Origin of the sequence: Deinococcus cellulosilyticus NBRC 106333 = KACC 11606, assembly GCF_007990775.1 — a bacterium.
Taxonomy (GTDB): Bacteria; Deinococcota; Deinococci; order Deinococcales; family Deinococcaceae; genus Deinococcus_C; species Deinococcus_C cellulosilyticus.
The window spans coordinates 161,694-182,741 of record NZ_BJXB01000004.1 but is presented as its reverse complement, the minus strand read 5'-3'; the positions used below and the strand labels follow the sequence as shown (position 1 = coordinate 182,741).

Sequence of the window (21,048 nt, the reverse complement as noted above, 5' to 3'; positions counted from 1 at the left end):
ACCCTATGCGGAATGATTCCAGCGGACTACCCACTTTACGCACAGGGCACTTACAGAAAAGCTGCCGCCTCTCTGGGCCTGACTTCGACCCTGGTCAAAGCCCGGATTCAGGCCCTGGAAAGCACAGTGGGAGGACCACTGTTGTACCGTAAATCAGGTCGCCTACGTTTCACCGAACTGGGCTACAACTTCATTGGCGTTGCCTTAAAGGTCCTGCAGGAAGAAGAAAAAAAGGTGACTTCCCCAGGACCAAACCATTTTCCTGCAGGCGATATCATCCCTGGTAGCAGTGACCCTACCTGAATTCTTTTACAGATGGGCTTCAGGGGCTAGATTTGTTTTTCGCCGGGCTTGTTTCACCCGGATCGGCTGAGCACGCGTCAAAGCTGAAATCCGTGTGGGTTGAGGGCGATTTCCAGCAAACCAATCTTCCAGACGACTGTAATTCATGGCTAGCGCGACAAAGATGTTCTGCTGATGGGTCTTGGCCAGCCCTCGGTATCGGCTTTTTCGGAGCCCAAAAGCCCTGACCCCCTGTGAGAATACGCTTTCCACCCCCGCCCGCAACTGGTAGAGCTTTTTGCCCTCTTCAGAATTCAGCAGGTCACGCGCCTCGAACAGGGCTTCCTGCCTGTCCCGAGGCAGAAAAACCAGTTGCTTTCCCCGGGTTGAGGTCGTGCATTTTTTGCGCAGGGCACATCCAAGACATTCTTGGCCTCGAAACTTCGCTAGGATGGAAGGCCCTCGTTGTTTGGAGGTCTGGGCTTTCCAGGAGATCGAGGTTGACCCACTGGGACAAATTACTTTTTCCTCGTCCCAAAGCACCCTGAAATCCCTCAAGTCAAATCGGTCGTCTGGTCCCTTCTGCCACTTCCGGGTGCCTCTGGGAGGACCAATCAGCCCAATGCCATACTGGTTCTGAGACTGACAGAGTTGCTCCGCACTCACGTAACCGGCATCCACCCAGTGCTGGGCAGGCAACAAAGCCCGCTTTTGCAAGGCTTGGTGGATGAGCTCTAAGCGGGGGGCATCGTTGGCTTCAGCGGTGGTGGTATCGATATGCACGATCAAATGGGGCAGGTCCTCATCGCAGGTTTCGGTGTAGTGGACCTTATAGCCCACCCACTCTTTGCCCCGCTTGGTGCTGTACTTGGCTTCACTTTCATAAGGGGATTCCACCCCAAGCCGTGCTGGAGGCAGTTCATCACTGGGAATCAACTCGACCCCCCTGGAGGTTCGTCGGAAGTGGCGCTTCCAGATGTGTTGAAAAGCCTCGACTTCGGAGAACTGTTTTTGAAGGATTTCTTTTGCGCTGTCCTGTTCCAGGGCACAAAGCATGTAATAGCCGTCCATGCCCACCCTCCGCAGGAAGTCTGCTCTATCCCATTCTTTTTTGGGCAGGCGGTAATTTTCAAAGCGGTGGGCGTATTTTTCGTACCAGTGCTTTGGTATATAGTCTCTGATCCACTCAGGGTAATGGGTGGCCAGCGTGTTCAGCACAGCGCGCAGGGTTTCAGCCACCAACTCGTAACGGTTCATCACCCGAAGCTGGGCCAGCACATGGGTGGAGTCAGTGCGTTGTTTGCCTCGGGTTTTGAGGAGGCCCTTGTCTTTGCAGCACTGCAGGAAAACATCCAGGTAGGCCAGGAGATTTTCCTGTTTGAGGAGGCGGTCACGGAATTCGCTGAGTACGCTGTAATGGAAGCCGGGGTCTTTCAAGTCCAGGGACAGGGCATATTTCCAATCTAGCCGGGCTTTGACGGCATGTGCCGCCTCTCGGTCAGTCAGATTTTCACTGAACTGGAGGATCGTCACCAACAAGAGCCGCCATGGGGGCAGGGCCGGCTTCCCGCGGACAGGATAGAGTGCTGCGAAATCCAGCTGCTGCAAGAAGCCCTCAAATTCATCGCGAAAACGCATGGCTGGCGCGGGCTGGGGAAAAACAGCTTGAGCGACGTGTCGGGTGGTCTTGGGGATCATGGGAATGGGATGAGATTTTAGGGACATAGCCCATTTTGGTACTTTCAGTGTTTATCTTCTGCCAGAAGGGCAACAGGTCGAATTCGCCAACAGAGTCCCAGCGTTTTTGTTGCTCAACTTCAGGTCACTTAAAAGTCTCGGTTTCTGAACGAAAAATCATCACAAAACCCATCACACAATCAACACCACAAAAACCCTTCTGGACCAGGTTTTGTTACTCTTAAGCATGACACACCAGCAGGTTGGTTATGCCCGGGTTTCCACCCAGGACCAGAACCTTGAATTGCAGATCGATGCCCTTCAAAACCACGGTTGCCACAAGATCTTCACCGACCACCTGAGCGGCAGCAAAGACAAAGACCAGCGACCAGGACTCAAAGAAGCCCTGAATTATCTTTGGGAGGGCGATGCCCTGGTCATTTGGAGATTGGATCGACTGGGCCGCAGTTTGCAGCACCTCATCGAGATTGCCCAGCATCTGGAGAGGCACAACATGCACCTGGTGGTGCTGCAGGAAAAGATTGACACCAGCACGGCGGGTGGAACCCTGTTCTTTCACCTGTTTGGTGCCCTGGCAGAATTTGAACGCAGCCTGATTCGGGAACGCACCCTTGCAGGATTGCAGGCCGCCCGAGCCAGAGGTCGTTTGGGTGGGAGACCAAAATCCCTGACCCAGAAACAAGTGGAGTTGGCCCAGGAGATGCTGAAGCATCCACAGGCGACCATGGCTGAGGTGGCAGAAGCCTTTCAGGTGTCCAAAATGACCCTTTACCGGCACCTGAAGAAGTGATGCTAGGGCTGCTGTGAGAACCAGCGGTTCTGCCAGTCCTGCAAGTCCTGGTTGACCTCTATCAGATCGAAATGTTCTGGGTCTTCTTCGTGCCAGCTGTCCAACTGGTCTCTCAGGTCCTGCAGTTCGTCCAGATCGATATGGTCCCGAATGGAACCCTCGGTTTGCTGTAGGATCACATCCACAACCTCAGCCATGCGGACCAGGGGTTTCAGGGCTTCGTCAGAATACCGACTCAGGAGCCACTGACGGTAGCCTGCTGGGCCGCCCAGATCTTCCAGAGGACCACTTCTGGCCCCTTCCAGGCAGCAGATGTACTTCTCAGCGGGAACATTTGTGCTGATGTGTTCCAGTCGGAGTTCAATTTCCCATGAGGTCCTGCGCGGGAACGCAGAGAAGTCATAGGTGTAAAGCAATTTTTCCTTGGGCTGGAAGCGGAACTGTTTGATGGGGATGTCCAAGAAAGCTCCACCCGAAGCGCTGCCGTAGGTGGAACCGTGAATGCGAAAGGTGTAGAGGTGAATGTTCTCCCAGCCCATGAGGGTCTGTAGGACCATGTGTAGTTGTGGGAGCGGTAGAGTGTCTGGGACAGTGAAACGCCTCCAGATCATGGGGGTGATGCCCTGCAAGATGGCTTTGAATTGGTAGACCTGTGGGGAGGTGGCTTCCGGCACAAGGGCAGTTTACACCCCCCGGAATGAAACGCTCTCCTGTTTGACCTCCTCAGCTCCATCTCTCCCTTGAACCTCGCAAACCACACGTTTTGACTGCCATGACTCTGAACATGATCCAGGGCAGGACAATGGGTTCGGTCCATGGGTTCCCCTTCTGCAGCTGTTTGAGGTGTCACACAGCCGTTGCAAATGTCTCAAGCAGTTGGCTCAAAGTGAACCCTCTGGCCTGCTGGTGGCTCGTCTGGTCCTTCGCTCCCTGAATCCAGGCAAGATCTACCTCAATCATGGACCGAACCCATGGACACCTGGGACAACATCACCTCAACATGCTGCTGATTCATTCGGCTGGGCATTCGTTCAATTTTCCATGTGCTGACCGATGCTTTGCCAGGGCATCGGCCGCATAACACCTGATTTGCCAGCACATTGAGCTGCACATTCACCTGCCAGTCTTCGAGTCACAAAACCACCTCGGCCGCTTCAGCGGGAGCTCTGGAAAGTCCAATGGTTGTCGTGCACCCCAATTGCACGCCGTGGGGCAGGTGCATCAGGGTCGTGGACACATCAAATGAGATGTGGGAAGCCGTCTGGATACAGGTGCAAAACAAAATTCAATTCATGGTCAGAGACACGGGCTGGACGGGTTCAATGGAAATCTGAACCAAGGGTCCTCTTCAGTGAAACAGCCGCCCTGGGGGCAGCTAAACCTGAGGGAAGGTCGGTCGTTTTCAGGGTCCTGAGCGTCACTGGCGGAGTGCAAGACGGGGCTTGCTTTGCTCAGGGTCCTGCCTGACTGTTGAAGATCACGACGCTCCCCACTCAACGGCTTTGGGTTCCCTGGTCCGGGCCAGCAGGCGAACGTCACGGGGTTTCGCCTGATCGTTTGTGGAGCAGCCTGGCATCCCAGAGGGCCAGCAGCACATCCAGTTCTCCGGTGCCGGTGCCCTTCTGGCGAAGCGTCTGAAGCCAGGCCCGACCCCCCTGGGTTTCAACAGCGTTTTGCAATGTTGCCAGGAGGATCAGGGTTCTTTTTTTCACGCCGGAAGGGACACCGGTGGGTCCTGCAGGGATGCCCACCACCTGGCCTGCTTCACACAGGGAAAGGAAGGTTCCCTGGGCTTCCCGGGTGGGGGTGGAGGGTCATTGGAGTTCGCTGGCCATCTGCCAGGCCAACTGGGCGTCTTGCAGGTCGCGGAACAACATCACGGCCAGAAGAGCGGTGTCTCCGTGGGGGTTCATTTGAGCACTTTCATCCGTTGAATCACTTTGCCTCTCGCTCTGGGGTCCAAAAGTTGGGAGAAGAAAATCCAGACAGGGCGTTTTGGCTCTTTCCTGGGGGTCAGGCCAGACAGGCCCGGTTTTCACCTGAGTGTGGTCCGTCCGGTCTGGATGCTTTCTGTTGGGGTTTCACCGGGTGCACGCTTTGCGGCAACCCACGGGTGGGAGTTTGTTTGTTCCATGTGCCCCTCTGTCATCAGGTTCCTTGCATGGTGCCGAGCAATTGTTCTGCCAGCTGAATCAGGGGAAGCACGTTCTCCGGGGTGAATTCCAGGCCGTCCACCTGCACGGTGAGGCCCTGTTGATCGAGCAGCACGTGCAGGTGCCGGTGGGCCTGAAGGGATGGGGGCCACTGCTGCACGTGCTGCTCGAGGACCCTCAACACCAATGGGGACGCCCCATGCCCGAGCACCACGAAGTGCTGGTGCAGGTGTTCGGGAATCCCGTGGCGGTGTTGCAGGCCGGTGAGCAAACCCTCCAGATGGGGCACCTGCAGGGCAGCCAGATCCCGGGTTTTCAGGGCCGGGTGAGGGGAGGCAAGGGTCTTTTGCCAGCGTTTCCATTTTGGTCTTGCCACCACAATTCCCAAGGGGGGGCTTTTTTTCAGGGGGGCATGAAACACCACCTGGTCGGCGAAGCCTTCCAGGCTGGAGTCCAGGTGGGTGACTTTCCAGGTGGCGGAGCGGATTTCCCAGCGGGGGGTTGTGTTGCGGTGAGCAAACGTCCAGTGGTGGCGGTGGGCCAGGTCCTGCCAGCGCTTCAGGACGTGTTGGTGCTTGCGGTGACTCTGATGGATCAGCAACGCCACGCACAGGACCATGAAGCCCATGAACAGCCCCAGTCCGGTGAGGGCCAGGGTTTCGGTCATGACCATGGGGTGGGCCTGCGGGGGTCCTGGATGGGGTGGCGGTGAGGGGAGGTCGGTTGAAGGACTGTGGGGTCAGGAGGCCGGGCAACCGGGAGTTGTGGGCTGTGCGGGGACCTTTTGGGAAAGGAGGTGTGTGGTTTCAGGGGGCATTTCAGCCTGGTGGGGTGCCCGGTTCTGCAGGTGTGGGTTCGGTCTTCTCGTCTGTGGGTGTGTCTTGGTACCGCTTCCATTTCGGGGGGCCGCTGCAGCCATGCCTCTGCCCACGGTAAGGTCGTTTGATTCGTCCAGGTGGGGAACTGTGTGGCGCTGATGTTCTTGTGAGAGCTGCCCCGGTCAGGCAACCGTCGGGGTTTTGAGCCGTGCAGGGGTTGAGCGACGCTACTCCCAGGGTTTGGGTTGAGAAGCAAGCCACTGCAAGTGGGGCGGGGCAGATGGGGCTGGGGTTGGGTGGGGTTTTGCTGGGTCCCCTGCTCAAACACCCGGGAGTTTGCCCTTGGTCCTTTCATGGCTTCACTGTAAAGGATTCTCGGTTGCGGCTCAATCGTTGTGTCACGGGTGGATGGCAGGGGTCAAGAGGGTCCTGTTCAAGTGGGAGCGGCGGATCCTGCTGTCGTGGAAACGCTTCTGGGAGAGTGTTGTGAAAGCCAGTTTGGCAAGTGGAGCTGTGCAGAGAACTTCTGGTCGGCAAAATGCCGCTGTTGTGGTCTGTTGAAAAGTAACGAACAATCCTATTGAACAGGAGTGATGGAAAAGAAGCGAGGTAGGCGATTGGTTTTACGCTTTGTCAAACGACATAGATTTTTTTATTGAACCGAGTTCAATATAACGGGAAGAATTGAAGTCTGAAAGAAGTTTTCAAGGAATGTGGAATCAAAAAGTCAAGCACATGTCTATGCAAATCAAAAGTTCATACCCTGGAACTGCTTCCAATCTTTGCTCTGATCTCCTATCATCATTTTGAACCCGTTACAAAAAAATGACATATCCACAAGGAGATCACATGCGTTTGAACCATGGATTGCTGACCCTGTTGACCCTCAGCCTTGTCGCCTGCACCACCTCCCAGGTGCCCCCATCCCCCACCCCGGAGCCCCAGACCGTCTCCGGAAGCAACATTGACACCTGGCGCAAACAGATCATTTACCTGGTGCTCCCCGACCGCTTCTACAACGGCAACACCACAAACGACAACGCCGGACAGCCCAACTGCTTTGACCCCAACAGCAAAACCAAATTCCACGGGGGTGACCTCGCAGGCCTCAGGCAGAAACTGGGTTACATCAAGTACCTCGGGGCCACCACCATTTGGAGCACCCCCGTCTACGAACAGGTCGGACTCTACAACACCTCCTGCGGTTACCACGGCTACTGGATCAACTACCGGGACCCGTTCAACACCAACGTCGAACCCAAACTCGGAAGCAGCAGCGAACTGCATGGGTTGCTGGGAGACCTCCACAACAACAACATGAAATTCATGATGGACATGGTGGTCAACCACGCCGGCTACGGGGCCGAAATCACCCGACAGCACCCCGACTGGTTCCACACCAGCTGCCTCAACGACGTGGTTTGCCCCCTCTACGGCCTGCCGGATTTCCGTGAAGAAGACTGGTGGGTGCGGGACTATCTGGTCAACGTCTCCAAAGCCTGGGCCAGCCAGTACCCCATCGACGCCATCCGCATGGACACCGCCAAACACGTCAGCATGCCGTTCTGGCAAAACCACTGGATTCCCGGCATCAACCAGGCCCGCCCGAACACCTTCATCACCGCCGAAGCCTACTACGAAGACAACGCTGGCCAGCTCAAACCCTACCTGGATGCCGGCTTTGACTCCACCATCAACATGCCCCTCAGGGTGGCCCTGGTGAACGCCATTGGCAAAGGGGGAAGCCTCGACGGTCTGGCCGCCAAAGTGCAGGATTACGTGGGCACCCTCGGACTCGACCGGGCCTTGCTCCAAATCAACCTGCTGGACAGCCACGACGTGCCCCGCTTCGTGAACGAACCCGGCTCCGGGGTGCCCGAAAGCGAAATCCGCTCCCGTTACCAGCTGGCCCTCGGCCTCCTCTTCACCCTGCCCGGGATTCCCCAACTCTACTACGGAGACGAACTCGGCATGTATGGGGCAGGCGACCCCGACAACCGTTACGACATGCCCTCCTGGGCGTGGGACCAGACGGGACGCAGCACCCCCCAGGGGGGTTTCCTGGCCGGAGGAGGCACCCCCCAGAGCACCGTGGACCACGTGCGCAAACTCGCCAGTGTGCGCACCAACAACGAAGCCCTGTGGAAAGGCTCTTACAGTGAACTGTGGCGGCCCAACGGAGGGCAGAACGTTTTCGCCTTCCTCAGGAGCGCCAGCAACAACCAGGCCGTGGTGGTGATGAACACCAGCGGCAGCCCTGCCACCGTCACCCTCAACACCCAGGGCAAACTCGCTGCCGGGACCACCCTCAATGACCAGTTGGGATCCGGGGCACCCGCTTCCGTGCAGGTGAACGGGTCAGGCCAGATTCCCGTGACCGTGCCTGCCCGCACCATGGCCATTTACACCACCAGTGGAGGATGCACCAACTGCGGCACCAGCATCCCCACCACCTTCCAGGTCACGGCCAGCACCTGGTTCGGTCAGAACATCAAACTGGTCGGCAGCAACCCCGACCTCGGCAACTGGAACACCACCAACGCCGTCACCATGACGCCCAGCAACTGCTCAGGATCGGTGTGCACCTGGAAAGCCACGGTGGACTTGCCGAAGAGCACCTACCTGGAGTACAAGTACATCAAAGTGCCCGGAGACAGCGGGGCCTCCGTGAAATGGGAAACGGGAGGGAACCGCACCTTCACCACCCCCGCCTCCGGAACCGTCACCCGCACAGACGGCAGCTTCAGAGAATAAAGGACAGCAAAGGACCAGGGGTCTGATGACCCCTGGTCCTCTCATTTGCCCCTGTCCTCTGATGGCTGCCGTCAGAAATCGGGGATGCTGGTGGGAGCACCCCCTGTCCGCGCCAGCAGGAGGTCACCCCCAGCCTCAATGTTGAGTTTAAGGTCCTGCTCAATGGCAGCCTGCATGACCTGAGTGAGCAGCCTGAGGATGAACCCGGGGGTGCAGAGCCTGCATCTGGCTGGATGACCCAATGACGGGAGCGCCCACCTGCCAGCGGTCGAACACCTTCAGTGAAGCCTGACGCACTTTGTACCCAGGATGACGCTGACTCAGCCGGCACGGGCAGGTGTGCTGGTAGAACGTGTTGACCAGGGTGACGGAAACAGCAGCTGAACCGGCCAGGCTTCACAGGGCCCCGAAGGTGACTTCCACCGGAAGTGCTGCAGTGTACCGTCCGCTGCAAGGATGCTGGTGGTCAGGGCGTCCTGGCAAGTGCGGGGCTGGAACGGCGCTGACCCAAGTGAACTGTGCTGAGGGCCCGACACGACTTTGACCCGGTCCAAAAGTCTTGAAACTGGTTGATCACAACGGCAAACTTTCCCTTTGGCCTGTAAGAAAACAACAAGACCACAGCCGCTAACATGCAATGACGAAAGGGGTCAACCATGCATGTCCACCAAAACAGCATCATCCTGCGTGCCACACCTCAAGATGTGTGGTCCCAGTGGGTTCAGCCTGCCCTGTGGTCCTCCTGGGACCCTGAAATTCAAACTGCTTCCAGCGACCAGTCTTTGCGGCTTGGATCGACAGGCAGCCTCACCACCCAGCGGGGAAGCACCCATGCTTTTCGGGTGGTGCTGTGTGACCCCAGCTGCAGTTTCATGCTCTCCTACCAGCATGGAATAGGGGTGGAAATCAACATCAAACGCAGTTGGGAACGGGTGCCCGAAGGGGTGCGGGTCACCCAGGAAGTCAACCTGATTGGTCCGATGGCCGCCCTGGCCGCCCGGATGCGCAAAGACCATTTTGTGCAGATGATCGACAGGTCCCTGCAAGGACTGAAAAGCAAGCTCGAAGGACCAGAGGTGGTGGTGCCCCAGGGTGCCCCGAGCTTCAGCTGATGGGCTGCCACCAAACCCACCAGCCCCTGGCAGCGGGCACGCTGGTGTTGTGCCCCCGGCTGGTGGAAGGCAACCACGTGCAGGTCAGCGGTTCTCTGGAAGAACACTGGTTTCCCGAGCAGTTGCTGGTGGCACTTCCCTGAGACAGAAGTTGACCTGCAGGGCAGTTGAACGTTTCCCCTGGACCCGAGGGCAAAGAATCCAGCAGAGGAAAGGGTTCACCATGACGTCACACGGTCCATCTTGGGGGTCGTCAAATGCTGCTGGTCACCGCTGGTCCTGTCCGTCTCTGGCCAGGGCAGCCCGGGTTCAGGGTCCTGACAGTTCAGTGAAACAGGGCTGGATCTGAGATTCGGTGAGGGTGCTCTGGCAAACCCATCCAGCAATTTGAAGCTGGGTGCCATTCGGGTTCGGCTTTGATGCGGTGGGGAGCAGACCACTGTTTTTTCCTGAGTGACATAGAGAGAGCCATCATCAGGATTCAGGATTTTCCGAGGAAAATTTCAAGGGCCACGGATGAATGGCCTTTCCACAGGGCTTTTCCCGGGTTGTCTTTTGACAGGGGAAAGGACCTTGGCGTTGGGTGCTGCTTCACCAACCCCTGGCACACCGGGTCACATGTGATTTTGCCTGGGCAGGTCTGCAGAAGGTTCTCACCTGCCGGGTGTGGTTGGGGTCAGGAATGGAAGCAGGGTGGAGTAACTGTGGTCAAATGGACTGGTGGGAATGGAGCGCTCGTTCAGATGGGCCACCATGGCCTGTGCACGCTCTTCACTGAGGGTGTACAGCAAGGGGGTGGACCTCCAGGAATGGTCCCCATAAACGGACAACAAAAACACCGCTCCATCGGGTGGACCTTCATCGGTGAGCAGGGGAGAGAGGGGCAGCAACACGTGACCTGTCGGCAGTTCAGTGCCTTGCAGCACGTAACCCTTGATGCAGTCCAGGCGGGTGAGCAGGAGGGTGGCGTCTGGTGCCGGGTGGTCGTGCGGAGCGGAGGTGGAGAGGTCCGGTTCGGATTGTGGGTCAATCACCAGGTGAATCATGCGTTCCTCCGCCCTGTGTGATGAAGTCCAGGGTTCATTCAGTGTACGTTCTGGGTGGGGATCCGGGACTTCCCTGGGGGTGGTCCTGCCTGGTGGACGTGGACCTGTTGCCGGGCTTTCACCTTTCATTTGCAAGTGCTTTTGAGGATCACCACCCCTTTCGAAGGGATTCTCACCTGCTTGCGGTGCAGTTGTGAAGTGACAGGGTCCAGCCACTGGCCTTCCAGGGGCGACAAAAACCCTTCTCCCCGGCTGAGCAGCACCCGGATCCGTTCGGGGCCCAGTCTGCGTTCGAACACCAACTCGTCCCCCTGGGCGTGCAGGACCTGAAAGGCACCCCGTTGCAGGGCCTGTTCCTGGTGCCGCAATTGAATCAACGTCCGGTACCACCGGTGCAAGTCCCCCTGGAAGGCCGGGCTGCCCCACGGCATGGGTTTGCGGCAGTCGGGGTCCTCTCCCCCTTGCAAACCGATCTCGTCCCCGTAGTAAATGCAGGGCACCCCGATGAAGGTGAGCAGCAAGGCAGCTCCGATTTTTTGCAGGTCCGGGTCCGGACAGAGGGTGGCGAAACGCACGGTGTCATGGGAGGACAGCAAGTTGACCTGGGCGAGTTGGTGCGGGTGGGGCAGGCTGGAGAGGGACGTGGTGAGCCTTTGGGCGTAATCCTCTGCGGTGACCTGCGCGGGTTGCATGCGGTGCTCCACCCCGGCGAGGAACCCCCAGGTGGGGTGGGTGAACCCGTGGTAGTTCATGCTGCCGTCTTCCACCCCGCCTTGCAGCCACCTGGTGGCGTCAAACACGTGCTCCCCAAAAATGAAGCTGTCCGGACGGGTTTCCCGGGCGGCCTGCCAGATGCCTGAGAGGATCTCCTGGTTGCCTTCATCGGTGCCGTTCTTGCCGATCATCGGGCTGACATCCAGCCGCCACCCATCCACGTTGTAGGGGGGATTCAGCCAGTAGCGCACCACCGAGTGCCGCTGCCCGTACATTTTGCTTCTGACCTCCGGGTGCTGGTAATCCAGTTTCGGCAGGGTTTTGATTCCGGCCCACCCCAGGTAATCGTCCGGACCGGGACCGTGGTAGGTGTAATGCCTCCGGGTGTCTCCTCCCTGGTGGGCCCCCCGGAAGCCGTACACCTGTTCCCGGTTCATCCACATGTGGCGGTCCCCGGTGTGGTTGAACACCCCATCCAGCACCACACGGATGTCGTTTTCGTGCATGTCTTTCATCCACCGTGCAAAGTCCTGGTTGGTGCCAAAATGCGGGTCGATGCGGTGGTAATCCTGGGTGTCGTACTTGTGGGAGGAGGGGCTCTCAAAGATGGGATTCAGGTACAGGGCATTCACCCCGAGGGTCTTGAGGTAGGGGACGCTTTGCCGGATGCCTTCGAGGTCCCCACCGTAAAACTCCCTGGCGCCATGCTCCCGGGTGGGGGAGTCCTCCCACCTGCGGGCTTTGACCGGGTGGCCTTCGTACAGGTACTCCCCTTCCCGCACCGAAAGGGCGGGGTTGCCGTTCTTGAAGCGGTCCACAAAAATCTGGTAGAACACCCGCCCATGCACCCATTCCGGTGGGGCCTGTTCGGTGTGCTTGAAATCGGTGTGAAACGCCGGTGAGGTGCTGGACACTCCGGATTGGTTGTACCACCAGACCTTGCCTTGAACCAGGAACCGAAACCGGTAGTGCAGGTTGCTGCGGGGCAACCTCCCGGTCCAGCAGGGCCCTTCCTTGTGCAGGGGGGTTTGCTGCTCATCACCCCCCAGGTAGGTCACCACCCACCCGTGGGTGGTTTCAGGAGGGGCTTCCACTTTGATGTTGAGGTGCTCGGGGTGCACTTCCAGGAAATGCATTGTGCCGTCGTGATGAAACCGCAAGGTGGAGGGGGGCATGGGGTGAACGTAACACACCTCTGCGAAAACGAGCACCCCTGACTTTGACACTGGGTCAGACATTAAGGTGAAGGCACCTCACGGTCACCTGGCTGTCGATGAGGTGGCTTTCTGCCCGGAGGGCTGGCCTCCCACACAGCACTGCGGACGTTGGAAACAGGTCTATGGGTTCTCTGGTGCCCAGAGGTCCGGGAGATGCACCCCAGAGAGTGCAGCCTTGAAGGAGCAGCTCCGCAGGAAAATTCAGTGTTCCCGTCCGCAGTGTGGTGAACCGACCCGGGTGGCCTGATGAATCCAGCGAGAAAGTGGGCTGTTCGGGGTTCCTGCAAGCAATCGGTTTGCCTGCAGGATGCGAAAAAACCCATCTGGACGGTTCTGGGTGACCAAACCCATGGGAGACCACGGGTCAGGAAGGCAGTTCCACCTGCAGTTCGGTCTGGTAAGCATTGCTGTTGTGTGTGGCAAGGGCATGCAGGTGGTACACCTCCCGCACATGCCGGGTGAGCTGGAGGTCCCGCTGGGAGGCTTGCAGGGCAATGTGTTGCAAGGCAAGGTGGATCGGTTCGTACCCACCGAAGTGCAGGGTGGACAGCACCTGCACTTCAGGGTGCTGCTTGAACACCAGAGGCGGCTCGTCCAGCACCACCTGCTCCACCGGCACCCCGAAAGTCATGGGGTAAACCACAGGCGTTTGCCATCTCTGTGGAAAAGATGGCGGCAAGCCGGGTGAGGAAGGCAGCAGGTACTGGGCGTACGGGGGCCCTGCGGCTTGCAGCTGCTGTTCTTGCAGGTGCTTTTGCAACTGGTGGAGGGCGAACACCCGGGCTGCATCCACCTGGTCGATGGTCACCTCCAGTTGCAAACTCAGGGAAAAGTGGGTGGGGCGGGTGGCCTGCGTGACCGGGTAGAGCTCGGCGTTGTTGCCTTGCAGGTGACGAAGTTCCTCCAGGGCCTGATGCAACACCATGATTTTTTGTTCCACGTTCGCCTGGTGTTTTTGCAGCAAGGACAGACGGTGCACCATCGGGGCTTTCAGCACCCGCTGGATCTGCTTGAGGCCCAGGTCGGTGCGCCTGAGTGTGCGGATGTACACGGCGGTTGACAGTTGCTCTGGTTGGTAGTACCGGTACCCGGTGCCGGAGTCGGTCCGGTGGGGGACGAGCAAACCTTGCTGCTCGTAACACCTGAGCATCCGGGGGGTGAGGCCTGCGAGCCGGGCAAATTGACCAATCGACAGCAGTTTGACCATGGGCATCTGCCTGAGCATAATGCCTGACCTGCCAGCACAGTCAACAGGTTGACCCCTGGACGGCTGTTCTGCCCCTGCCTGGAGCCCTGTCATGCGATTCCCTGTCATGGTGTGAGTGGGCCTGATGTTCGGGGTGCGTCTGAATTCAGATGTGGGGTTGGGGCTTGTGGGGTTCTTGGCACAGCTCCTGAAAGAATCCCTGGGAAAACCAGAGGGGGCTTTGTGCGCATGTATTGTGAGTGCTCACGCGAACATCGGCGCTGAACTCGATCTGTACGGCAATGAACCTACACGGGTTTTTGTTCAACTGACATTGTCCGACAGGTGGGGCTCGGTTCTGGCTTTGCTGCCAGGGCCATCTGGTGGGGGTTTGAGGGTCGGTGAGTCCAGCTGGCGCATCCTGTCTCGCCAGACCTTAAAGGTGAAACGATAAAAAAGTTTAGTCATTGCACTTTTGAATCGAATATGCTTTAATACCCATACAACTGGAGAGGTGGCCGGGAGGTGTTGACGGCTGCCTCTCCCGTTCACCTCAAGGAGAAAACATGTCACAACCACTCAACCCTCACACGCCCCCCACCCCTCGCATCGCCATCATCGGGGCAGGACCCGGTGGCTTGCTGTGCGCCCGCGTCCTGCAACAACGGGGCATCCCCGTCACGGTCTATGAAGGGGACCTCTCGGCCACCTCACGAAACCAGGGCGGCACCCTCGACATGCACGCCGACCAGGGTCAGATCGCCCTGGAAGATGCCGGCCTCCTCGCTGCCTTCATGCAACTCGCCCGCCCGGAAAGCCAGGCCAAGAAACGGCTGGATTCCCAGGGGAACGTGCTCAGTCAATTTGTCCCACAACGCTCTGACACCGCTGCACCGGAAATCGACCGGGGTCAACTGCGCACCCTGCTGACCGACCACCTCGCCCCTGGCATCGTGCAATGGAACCACAAACTCCTCCACGTGACCCCCCTCGGGGGAGGCACCCACCGGCTGCACTTCGAGCACGGCAGCACGGCAGACGTGGACCTGCTGATCGGGGCGGACGGTGCCCACTCCAGGGTCCGCCCCCTGCTCACCGACCAGGTGCCCCAATACTCCGGGGTGACGTTTCTGGAGGTGCAATTTGATGACGTGGACCGGCGCCACCCGGACATCGCCCGCCTGGTCGGGGAAGGGGACATGTTCGCCACCGACGGACAGAGGCTGGGCATCATCGGGCAGCGCAACAGCCACTGCCACGTGCGGGTCTACATTGGCATGAAAACCCCCCTCGACTGGCACACCCAGGCAGGCCTCAACCTGAAAGACCCGGACCAGGTCCGCCAGCACCTGCTGGACACCTTCACAGGCTGGAGCGAAGACCTGCTGGCCGTCATCCGTCACAACGAAGGTGTCTTCGTGGTGCGGCCCCTGTTCGCCCTGCCGGCCCCAATGCGCTGGGCGCATGTCCCCGGGGTGACCCTGCTGGGGGACGCCGCCCACCTGATGGCCCCCTTCGGTGGATTCGGGGCCAACCTGGCCCTGCTGGAAGGCGCGGAACTGGCCCGCTGCATTGCAGAACACCCCAGCCCTGACCAGGCCATCCGGCAGTACGAACGGGTGATGTTCGAACGCTCTGGCCCCCTGGCGGTGGCCGCCAATGAAGGTCTGGCCGGTTTCTTCGGGGTGCAAGAAGGCCCCCTGGATGTGCCCGATCACCATGCCGAACACCAGCAGTACCAGGAGGCCGCGGCCCTCTACCGCCAGCGGCAACGCGATTCCGGAATGCCGCAGGGCCTGGGGGTGGAAGGCAGCTGAACGGTTTCATGTCCCCAGGGGAGACCCGCACGCCACACGGGTGCCGAGCCCCCGGGGTCAGGAGGTGACACGGACGATTGATGGGGCACCCATCGAGCAGGGCACCGTGGAAGGCCCCCATTTCAGCATCAAAACCGGGGTCACCTCACCCAGATGAAGGTGCGCTTCACAACCAAACCCGGTCAGGAGGGCTTCCAGGGCACCATCAAGGCCGCCAGGATGTCCCTCCCATTCACCGGAACACGCAACACTTGGATCAGCGCTGAGGAATGGAAGTCCCGCACCGCTGGAGTGACCGAGACCACCTCTCAGGCTGGGGCAGCATGCATGCTGCCCCAGCCTTTTTCGAGCACCTCGAAGGCGTCTTTGAACGCCGTTGCGGGGTCGGGATGGCCCCGGACCAGGTGGGGAATTTCCAGCACAAAATGGGCCAGGGCTGCCGCAGTGAAGTCCCCTGCAGGTCGCCCAGCATCCAGGGCAAGAACCCGTGCCAGCGCAGCCCCATGGCGGGTCCACATGCGGCGCCCGTACTCCATGAGGGCAGGGGTGCGGGTGACCAGTTGGATGAAGTCCTCCATGCGCGGGTCCTGGTGGATGGCCTGGGTGTGGGCCACGAAGAAACCACACAGGGCCTGCAGGGCCGACTGTCCTGCCGGGCGGTTTTGCACGGCAGAGAGGAGCTGTGCCTCCTGGTCGGCGTCCTGGTCGAAGAGCAGGGCTTCTTTGCTGGGGAAGTGTTTGAACACGGTGGTGGTGGAGACATCGGCCAGGTCAGCAATGTCTTTGATGCTGACCCCATCGAAGCCTTTTTCCAGGAACAATTTCAGGGCGGCGTTGGCAATGGCGTCGCGGGTGGCAGCCTTCTTGCGCTCCCGGCGACCTGGAGAGGAGGAAAACATGGTTCATGGTAAAGCAAAGTGACATCAAGTGCAAAGTGAATCCATTTCGCTTTTTGAGGGAGGTACACCGGGCAGCAGGAAGGGGCACAGGAAACAAGAACTTTTCATGCTCGGATTGAATCTGGCAAATGCCTCCAGACTTCCGGTGGACCCCACCTGTTGAACCCCCCGGGTCCACTCACTTGGGCCTTCAAAGCCAGGCTCAGAAAGCCCATGGGCAAAACACTTGAAACTGTACCAGGGGGAAACAAAAATTCCACGTCTGAAAGAGGATGCTTACCACCCACCGCCACCTGGATTTTGACGGTTCTTGCAGCAACCCGCAGGCATCCATGTCCCCACCGGATCAACGTTGCACCTGACCGTCTGACGCCGAAAGCATTTGAAGCTGTTCAAGACCCACAGCAGGACAATGGTGCCAGATTTGCAGACAAGGGGCTTTTTCTTTTTGGCCTGGCCTCAAGGATGTTTGAAACCGCGATGCGTTTGCTGCTCGATGTTGGATTTGATTGCTTTCATGACATCTGAATGAATTGCTGACAAGATGGGCCATGTCCAACAGCATTTTCAGGTCTTTGACCATGCCTTTCAGCCACCTTGTTTGAAGCATCTGTGGAAGCACAATCCCTGATCAGCCTTTCCGGCGGGCCGACGTCTTGCTCAGACGACTCTTGTGGTCTTCCCTGGTGGGCTGATTGACCTGTGCACCCTCACCGACCTGGAAGGCCGGGCCACCCCCAGGGACTGGTTTGATGGCCTGATGGATGTGCTTGTGCCTCAAAAGCGTTGACTTGAAAGGGTTCCCGGACACCCTTCTGCGGACCTTGCACGACGTCCTCTCGGTGCTCACAACCACCGGTCAGGTGCAGCAAAGAAACGGGAAGCGGACAGTTGGGAGGACTCTCCCAGGCATCCGGGGTGAAGGTCAGCAGGTGGTGGAGTCGAAGGTTGATCCGGTCCGGGGCACCATCGTTCCCTCAGGGGCAGCCTGGATGTCACCCGCAGTTGCGACTGGTCAAGGGCTGTGCTTTGGGCATGCAGCCGTCCAGGGGCCTTGCATGCCCTGTGGGTTGTCTTTCAGGCGGGCAGCGCCAGCAAGTAAACTGGAAGCCATGACCCCACCTGAACCTGCCGTGCTTCACGTGTCGAAGGATCAAATCACCTCCATCACCCACACCCTCGGGACGGTCCGGGTGGTGTTTTCAGATCTGCTCACCGAACATGAATTCTTGTCCATGGCCACCGGCACCCTGCGGGCGATGTTCATGGGCAGGGAACACCTGGTCACCGAGATGGTGGAGGTGCCTGGTGCGGGGTTCGGATCAAGGGCTTTTCAGCTCACCTTTGAGTACGTCCTTCCTTCCAACAGAGGCGAGTTCATGCACCACCTGGACGTTCATGTGCATGGGCTCCGGCCCCTACCGTCTAGACGGAAGCGCTTCCATGTAAAGGATGTTTTTTAAGATGGATTCATGCCCCCACACATCAAAAAAGCAGCACAACAATTGAATCAATTGATGGACACCGCAGATCTGGAAACCATGGAAACCCTGATGAACAGTTGGGGAGAGCAACTCCCCGAGGTGCTGGGCTGGCAGGGCAGTGAAAAACACCTGCCTCCCTTGCATCACGCCATCTTGCAGGGCAAACTTGACGTGGCACGATTGCTCCTGCAAAAAGGGGCCAGACTGGAGTTGAGAGACCACCGCCAGCGCACCCCGCTGTACCTGGCTTACGCAGGGAAACACGTTGATCTTGCCCTCGAACTCTTGCAGATGGGGGCGAGCATGGACACCCAGAACACCGCCGGAACCCGGGTGCTGGATGTGGTGGTGGCGTCCGGCAACCTTGAACACCTCGAAATGTTCCTGCAAAAAGGCCTCCTTCTGGACCACCAGAACCAGCACGGCATGACCCCTTTGCACTGGGCGGCATGGTCCGGGAACCCCCAGATGGTGGACCGGGTGCTGGAACACACGGCTTTTCCTCTCACCGTCAAAGACCACCTGGGTCGCCTGCCCCTGCACCACAGTTCCACCGTGGAGGTCTTCGACCACCTGCTTTCCCTGTTCCCGGACCAGGACGTGAACACGCGTTTCGAGAACGGCAGGTGCTTCGTGCACCTGCTGGCCGAAAGGGGCCACTTTCCGCTGCTCAGGCACCTGTACGAACGGGGAGAGGACCTCACGGTGACGGACCTGGGAAGAAACACGGTGCTGCATTACGCCTCTGTGCGAGACCAGCCGGACATGGTCGGGTGGCTGATTTCCGTGGGGCAAGACGTCAACAGCCGCAACCACAGCAACCAGCGGCCCCTGCACTGGGCTGCAGAACTCGGCACCCTCGAGGTGGTGAAGGTGCTGCTGGCACACGGGGCGAAAGTCAACGTGAAAACCAACTTCAGTGACCTGATCCGCCACACCCAGACCCCCCTTTACATGGCGGTCTCCCACAGTCACCTGGAAGTGGCCCGGCTTTTGTTGCAGCACCGCGCAAAAGTGAACGAAATCAACGACTCTTCCAACACCACGGCCCTGTGCGAAGCGGTCTCCAAAGACGACCTCAAGATGATGCAATTGCTGCTGGACCACGGGGCCCTGCCCCGGGGCATCAGCCGCAAAGGGGACGCACCCTACGAATACTTCTATTTCCCACTGGGGCTGGTCAGAAGTCCTGAAGCCCTGGACCTCTTGCTGCAGCACGGGGCAGACATCAATGAACGCAACCGGTATGAAGGCACCGCCCTGCACTGGCTGGTGGACCGCATGGAGTCCCGCACCCTCAAAACCCCCGAAGGGCAAAAACTGCTCGAAGTGCTGGACCGCCTGATTGCCCTCGGGGCGAACGTGCAGGCCGAAAACAACCACGGCAGGACCCCCCTCGCGGACGCCCAGAGCAAACAGGTTTCCGAGCGGCTCACGGCTGCCATGCAGCATGGAGGGTCCGCACAACCCCTCTCGGCAGAACATGAGGTGCAACAAACCCTGCAAGACCACTACACGGACCTGATTCAGGGGATGGTCCATCACATCACTGGAACAGAGCCGCCCTCCGGGCCAGCAGAAAATGCCACAGGGGTGGGCAGAGAGCTTTTTGAACTCGCCGACCAGGTGGACACGGTCCACGGGCTTGCCGCCTTCGAAGCCGTGCTGGACCGGGCCACCCCACAGGACGTGCAGCACCTGGACACCAGCCCGTTTGACAGCGAAGAAACCGCACTGCTCAGGGTCACCTACCGCCTGCAACGCTTCGGCAAGGAGCCCGGCTTCCCTGAGATTTCCGACTTTCACCGGGTGATCCACAAACTGCTCAGCAAAGGGGCCAACCCCAACCACCCGGAAAGCCTTTATGGGGATGGTGCCCTGCACAAGGTGGTGAAGGCCAGCAGCACATACCACAGGCCCGAACAGCTGCAAGCACTGTTTGCACTGATCGACTTGCTGCTCGAACACGGTGCAGAGGTCAACCTGAAAAACGCAGATTTCAACACCCCACTGGACTTTGTGACCCATCAGGAGATCCTGGAGCACCTGAGAAGCCGGGGGGGCGTGCACGGCAAGCATAACGGAGCCCTGTTTGAAGCCATCGAAAGTGGAAAACCCAAAAGGGTCCAGCAGATGCTGGACCTGGAGGCAAAAGTGAACGGCAAAGACCCGGAAGGCATCACCCCTTTGATGCACGCCGCCAACCATGCCAGACCTGAACTGGTGCGGCTGTTGCTGGACCACGAGGCACAGGTGGCCAGCAAGGACCGTCTGGGTCGCACCGCCCTGCACTTCGCCTGTGCCAGAGGCGCATTTGAGGTGATCGATCACCTGCTGCAGGCCGGAGCGGATCCCAATGTGCAAACCCGGCAGGGCGAAACCCCCCTGGAATTTCTGGTGCGGCTGGAATGGCCCCGGAATGAAGCTGTGGAAGCCCGGCAGCAGACCGCCAGAACGGTGACCCGCATGGTGGCCCGTGGGGCAGACCTGAGCGTGAAAAACCAGCGAGGCCACACCCCCCTGGACCTGTGCTCCACTCAGGCCCTGCGCACCGAAATCGAACGGGCATTGAGAGAAAAACCTTAAGGTGATGACCCAGACCCTGTTTTGCGCCAGCTGCAGATCAGCCGAATGACAAGGCACCCAGTCTGAAGGCCCTGGGCTGGGCCACAGTGCTGTTCTCCAGATGGAGCAAAAAAGGCCCCTGTACACCTCGGATGTCCCGTTTTGGGGCAGAACGGTGGACAATTGCCCGTGTCAGGCTGCACAGTGAAAGACTGGCAAATCCGTATGTGTTTGTGCTGTGGTAACAAAATGCATGTCAGAGAAGCAAATCGAATGGAATGCTTGCTTCTGCTGTGTAAACACACAACAACGATAAAAAAGGAGCAGCTGTTGATCACCCCTTACAGTTGTGGAACCCAGGGTGTATCATGAGGTGGTACAACTCAAGGAGTTGTCGGGTGGCGCAGGCTCAAGGAGTCCTGCACAAATCAAAGCAATGTGTGGTTGAAGCAACTGCACCTTCAATGTGGGACGAAGACCGGTGGAGTGCCAAGGGCACCATCCGGGACTGAC

17 protein-coding genes and 1 pseudogene are annotated in these 21,048 nt (G+C 58.9%); 9 read left to right on the top strand and 9 right to left on the bottom strand.

The window, feature by feature from the left end; genetic code table 11:
• Window positions 1-12 precede the first annotated feature (12 nt).
• A complete protein-coding gene (locus DC3_RS06175) occupies window positions 13-303 on the top strand; it encodes a helix-turn-helix domain-containing protein (protein WP_146883094.1) in 291 nt (96 codons plus the stop codon).
• A gap of 6 nt (window positions 304-309) precedes the next feature.
• Here DC3_RS06175 and DC3_RS06170 read toward each other — a convergent pair whose 3' ends face one another.
• The gene (locus DC3_RS06170) at window positions 310-1,980 is read right to left on the bottom strand and encodes an IS1182 family transposase (RefSeq protein WP_186815875.1); all 1,671 of its coding nucleotides are present in this window, start codon (window positions 1,978-1,980) and stop codon (window positions 310-312) included.
• A 226-nt stretch (window positions 1,981-2,206) separates the two neighbouring features.
• Here DC3_RS06170 and DC3_RS06165 point away from each other — a divergent pair, with 226 nt between their 5' ends.
• Complete coding sequence (locus DC3_RS06165; RefSeq protein ID WP_146883090.1) at window positions 2,207-2,770, top strand: recombinase family protein; 564 nt, start codon at window positions 2,207-2,209, stop codon at window positions 2,768-2,770.
• A gap of 2 nt (window positions 2,771-2,772) precedes the next feature.
• Here the strand turns inward: DC3_RS06165 and DC3_RS06160 are convergent, their stop codons facing one another.
• From DC3_RS06160 to DC3_RS06155, 3 genes and pseudogenes are all read right to left on the bottom strand, one after another.
• Entirely contained in the window at window positions 2,773-3,444 is a 672-nt protein-coding gene (locus DC3_RS06160) for a plasmid pRiA4b ORF-3 family protein (RefSeq protein ID WP_146883088.1), read from the bottom strand.
• An 861-nt stretch (window positions 3,445-4,305) separates the two neighbouring features.
• Window positions 4,306-4,548, bottom strand: a pseudogene (locus DC3_RS29000) (DUF6979 family protein); the annotation flags it as partial.
• 370 nt (window positions 4,549-4,918) lie between these two features.
• Window positions 4,919-5,590: a hypothetical protein gene (locus DC3_RS06155; protein WP_146883086.1), complete on the bottom strand. Its 672-nt coding sequence runs from the start codon at window positions 5,588-5,590 to the stop codon at window positions 4,919-4,921.
• Between the two features lie 1,000 nt (window positions 5,591-6,590).
• Between DC3_RS06155 and DC3_RS06150 the strand changes: the two genes are divergently transcribed.
• From DC3_RS06150 to DC3_RS28995, 3 genes are all read left to right on the top strand, one after another.
• Window positions 6,591-8,495, top strand: coding sequence for an alpha-amylase family glycosyl hydrolase (locus DC3_RS06150; protein WP_146883084.1), 1,905 nt, complete (start codon window positions 6,591-6,593; stop codon window positions 8,493-8,495).
• 656 nt (window positions 8,496-9,151) lie between these two features.
• Window positions 9,152-9,607, top strand: a complete 456-nt coding sequence (locus DC3_RS06145; protein WP_146883082.1) for an SRPBCC family protein — start codon at window positions 9,152-9,154, stop codon at window positions 9,605-9,607.
• Entirely contained in the window at window positions 9,607-9,750 is a 144-nt protein-coding gene (locus DC3_RS28995; protein ID WP_186815873.1) for a hypothetical protein, read from the top strand. The genes DC3_RS06145 and DC3_RS28995 overlap by 1 nt, the downstream gene beginning before the upstream one ends.
• A gap of 510 nt (window positions 9,751-10,260) precedes the next feature.
• Here the strand turns inward: DC3_RS28995 and DC3_RS06140 are convergent.
• From DC3_RS06140 to DC3_RS28990, 4 genes are all read right to left on the bottom strand, one after another.
• On the bottom strand, window positions 10,261-10,653 hold the full coding sequence (locus DC3_RS06140; protein ID WP_146883080.1) for a hypothetical protein: 393 nt from the start codon (window positions 10,651-10,653) through the stop codon (window positions 10,261-10,263).
• Window positions 10,654-10,778: 125 nt separating this feature from the next.
• A complete protein-coding gene (gene malZ, locus DC3_RS06135) occupies window positions 10,779-12,542 on the bottom strand; it encodes a maltodextrin glucosidase (protein WP_186815872.1) in 1,764 nt (587 codons plus the stop codon).
• Between the two features lie 406 nt (window positions 12,543-12,948).
• Window positions 12,949-13,797 carry a MerR family transcriptional regulator gene (locus DC3_RS06130; protein WP_186815871.1) on the bottom strand — a complete coding sequence of 283 codons (849 nt, stop codon included), beginning with the start codon at window positions 13,795-13,797 and terminating at the stop codon, window positions 12,949-12,951.
• Between the two features lie 297 nt (window positions 13,798-14,094).
• Window positions 14,095-14,238 carry a hypothetical protein gene (locus DC3_RS28990; RefSeq protein WP_186815870.1) on the bottom strand — a complete coding sequence of 48 codons (144 nt, stop codon included), beginning with the start codon at window positions 14,236-14,238 and terminating at the stop codon, window positions 14,095-14,097.
• A 98-nt stretch (window positions 14,239-14,336) separates the two neighbouring features.
• On the opposite strand from DC3_RS28990, the gene DC3_RS06125 reads away from it, so the two are divergent.
• Window positions 14,337-15,587 (top strand): FAD-dependent oxidoreductase, encoded by a 1,251-nt coding sequence (locus DC3_RS06125; RefSeq protein ID WP_146883074.1) that lies wholly within the window; start codon window positions 14,337-14,339, stop codon window positions 15,585-15,587.
• A 308-nt stretch (window positions 15,588-15,895) separates the two neighbouring features.
• Here the strand turns inward: DC3_RS06125 and DC3_RS06120 are convergent, their stop codons facing one another.
• On the bottom strand, window positions 15,896-16,486 hold the full coding sequence (locus DC3_RS06120; RefSeq protein ID WP_146883072.1) for a TetR/AcrR family transcriptional regulator: 591 nt from the start codon (window positions 16,484-16,486) through the stop codon (window positions 15,896-15,898).
• A gap of 213 nt (window positions 16,487-16,699) precedes the next feature.
• On the opposite strand from DC3_RS06120, the gene DC3_RS06115 reads away from it, so the two are divergent.
• The 3 genes from DC3_RS06115 (at window position 16,700) to DC3_RS06105 (ending at window position 20,556) form a co-directional block, all read left to right on the top strand.
• Complete coding sequence (locus tag DC3_RS06115) at window positions 16,700-17,014, top strand: hypothetical protein (protein WP_146883070.1); 315 nt, start codon at window positions 16,700-16,702, stop codon at window positions 17,012-17,014.
• Between the two features lie 584 nt (window positions 17,015-17,598).
• Window positions 17,599-17,949, top strand: coding sequence for a hypothetical protein (locus DC3_RS06110; RefSeq protein ID WP_146883068.1), 351 nt, complete (start codon window positions 17,599-17,601; stop codon window positions 17,947-17,949).
• 9 nt (window positions 17,950-17,958) lie between these two features.
• Window positions 17,959-20,556, top strand: a complete 2,598-nt coding sequence (locus DC3_RS06105) for an ankyrin repeat domain-containing protein (RefSeq protein ID WP_146883066.1) — start codon at window positions 17,959-17,961, stop codon at window positions 20,554-20,556.
• Window positions 20,557-21,048 lie beyond the last annotated feature (492 nt).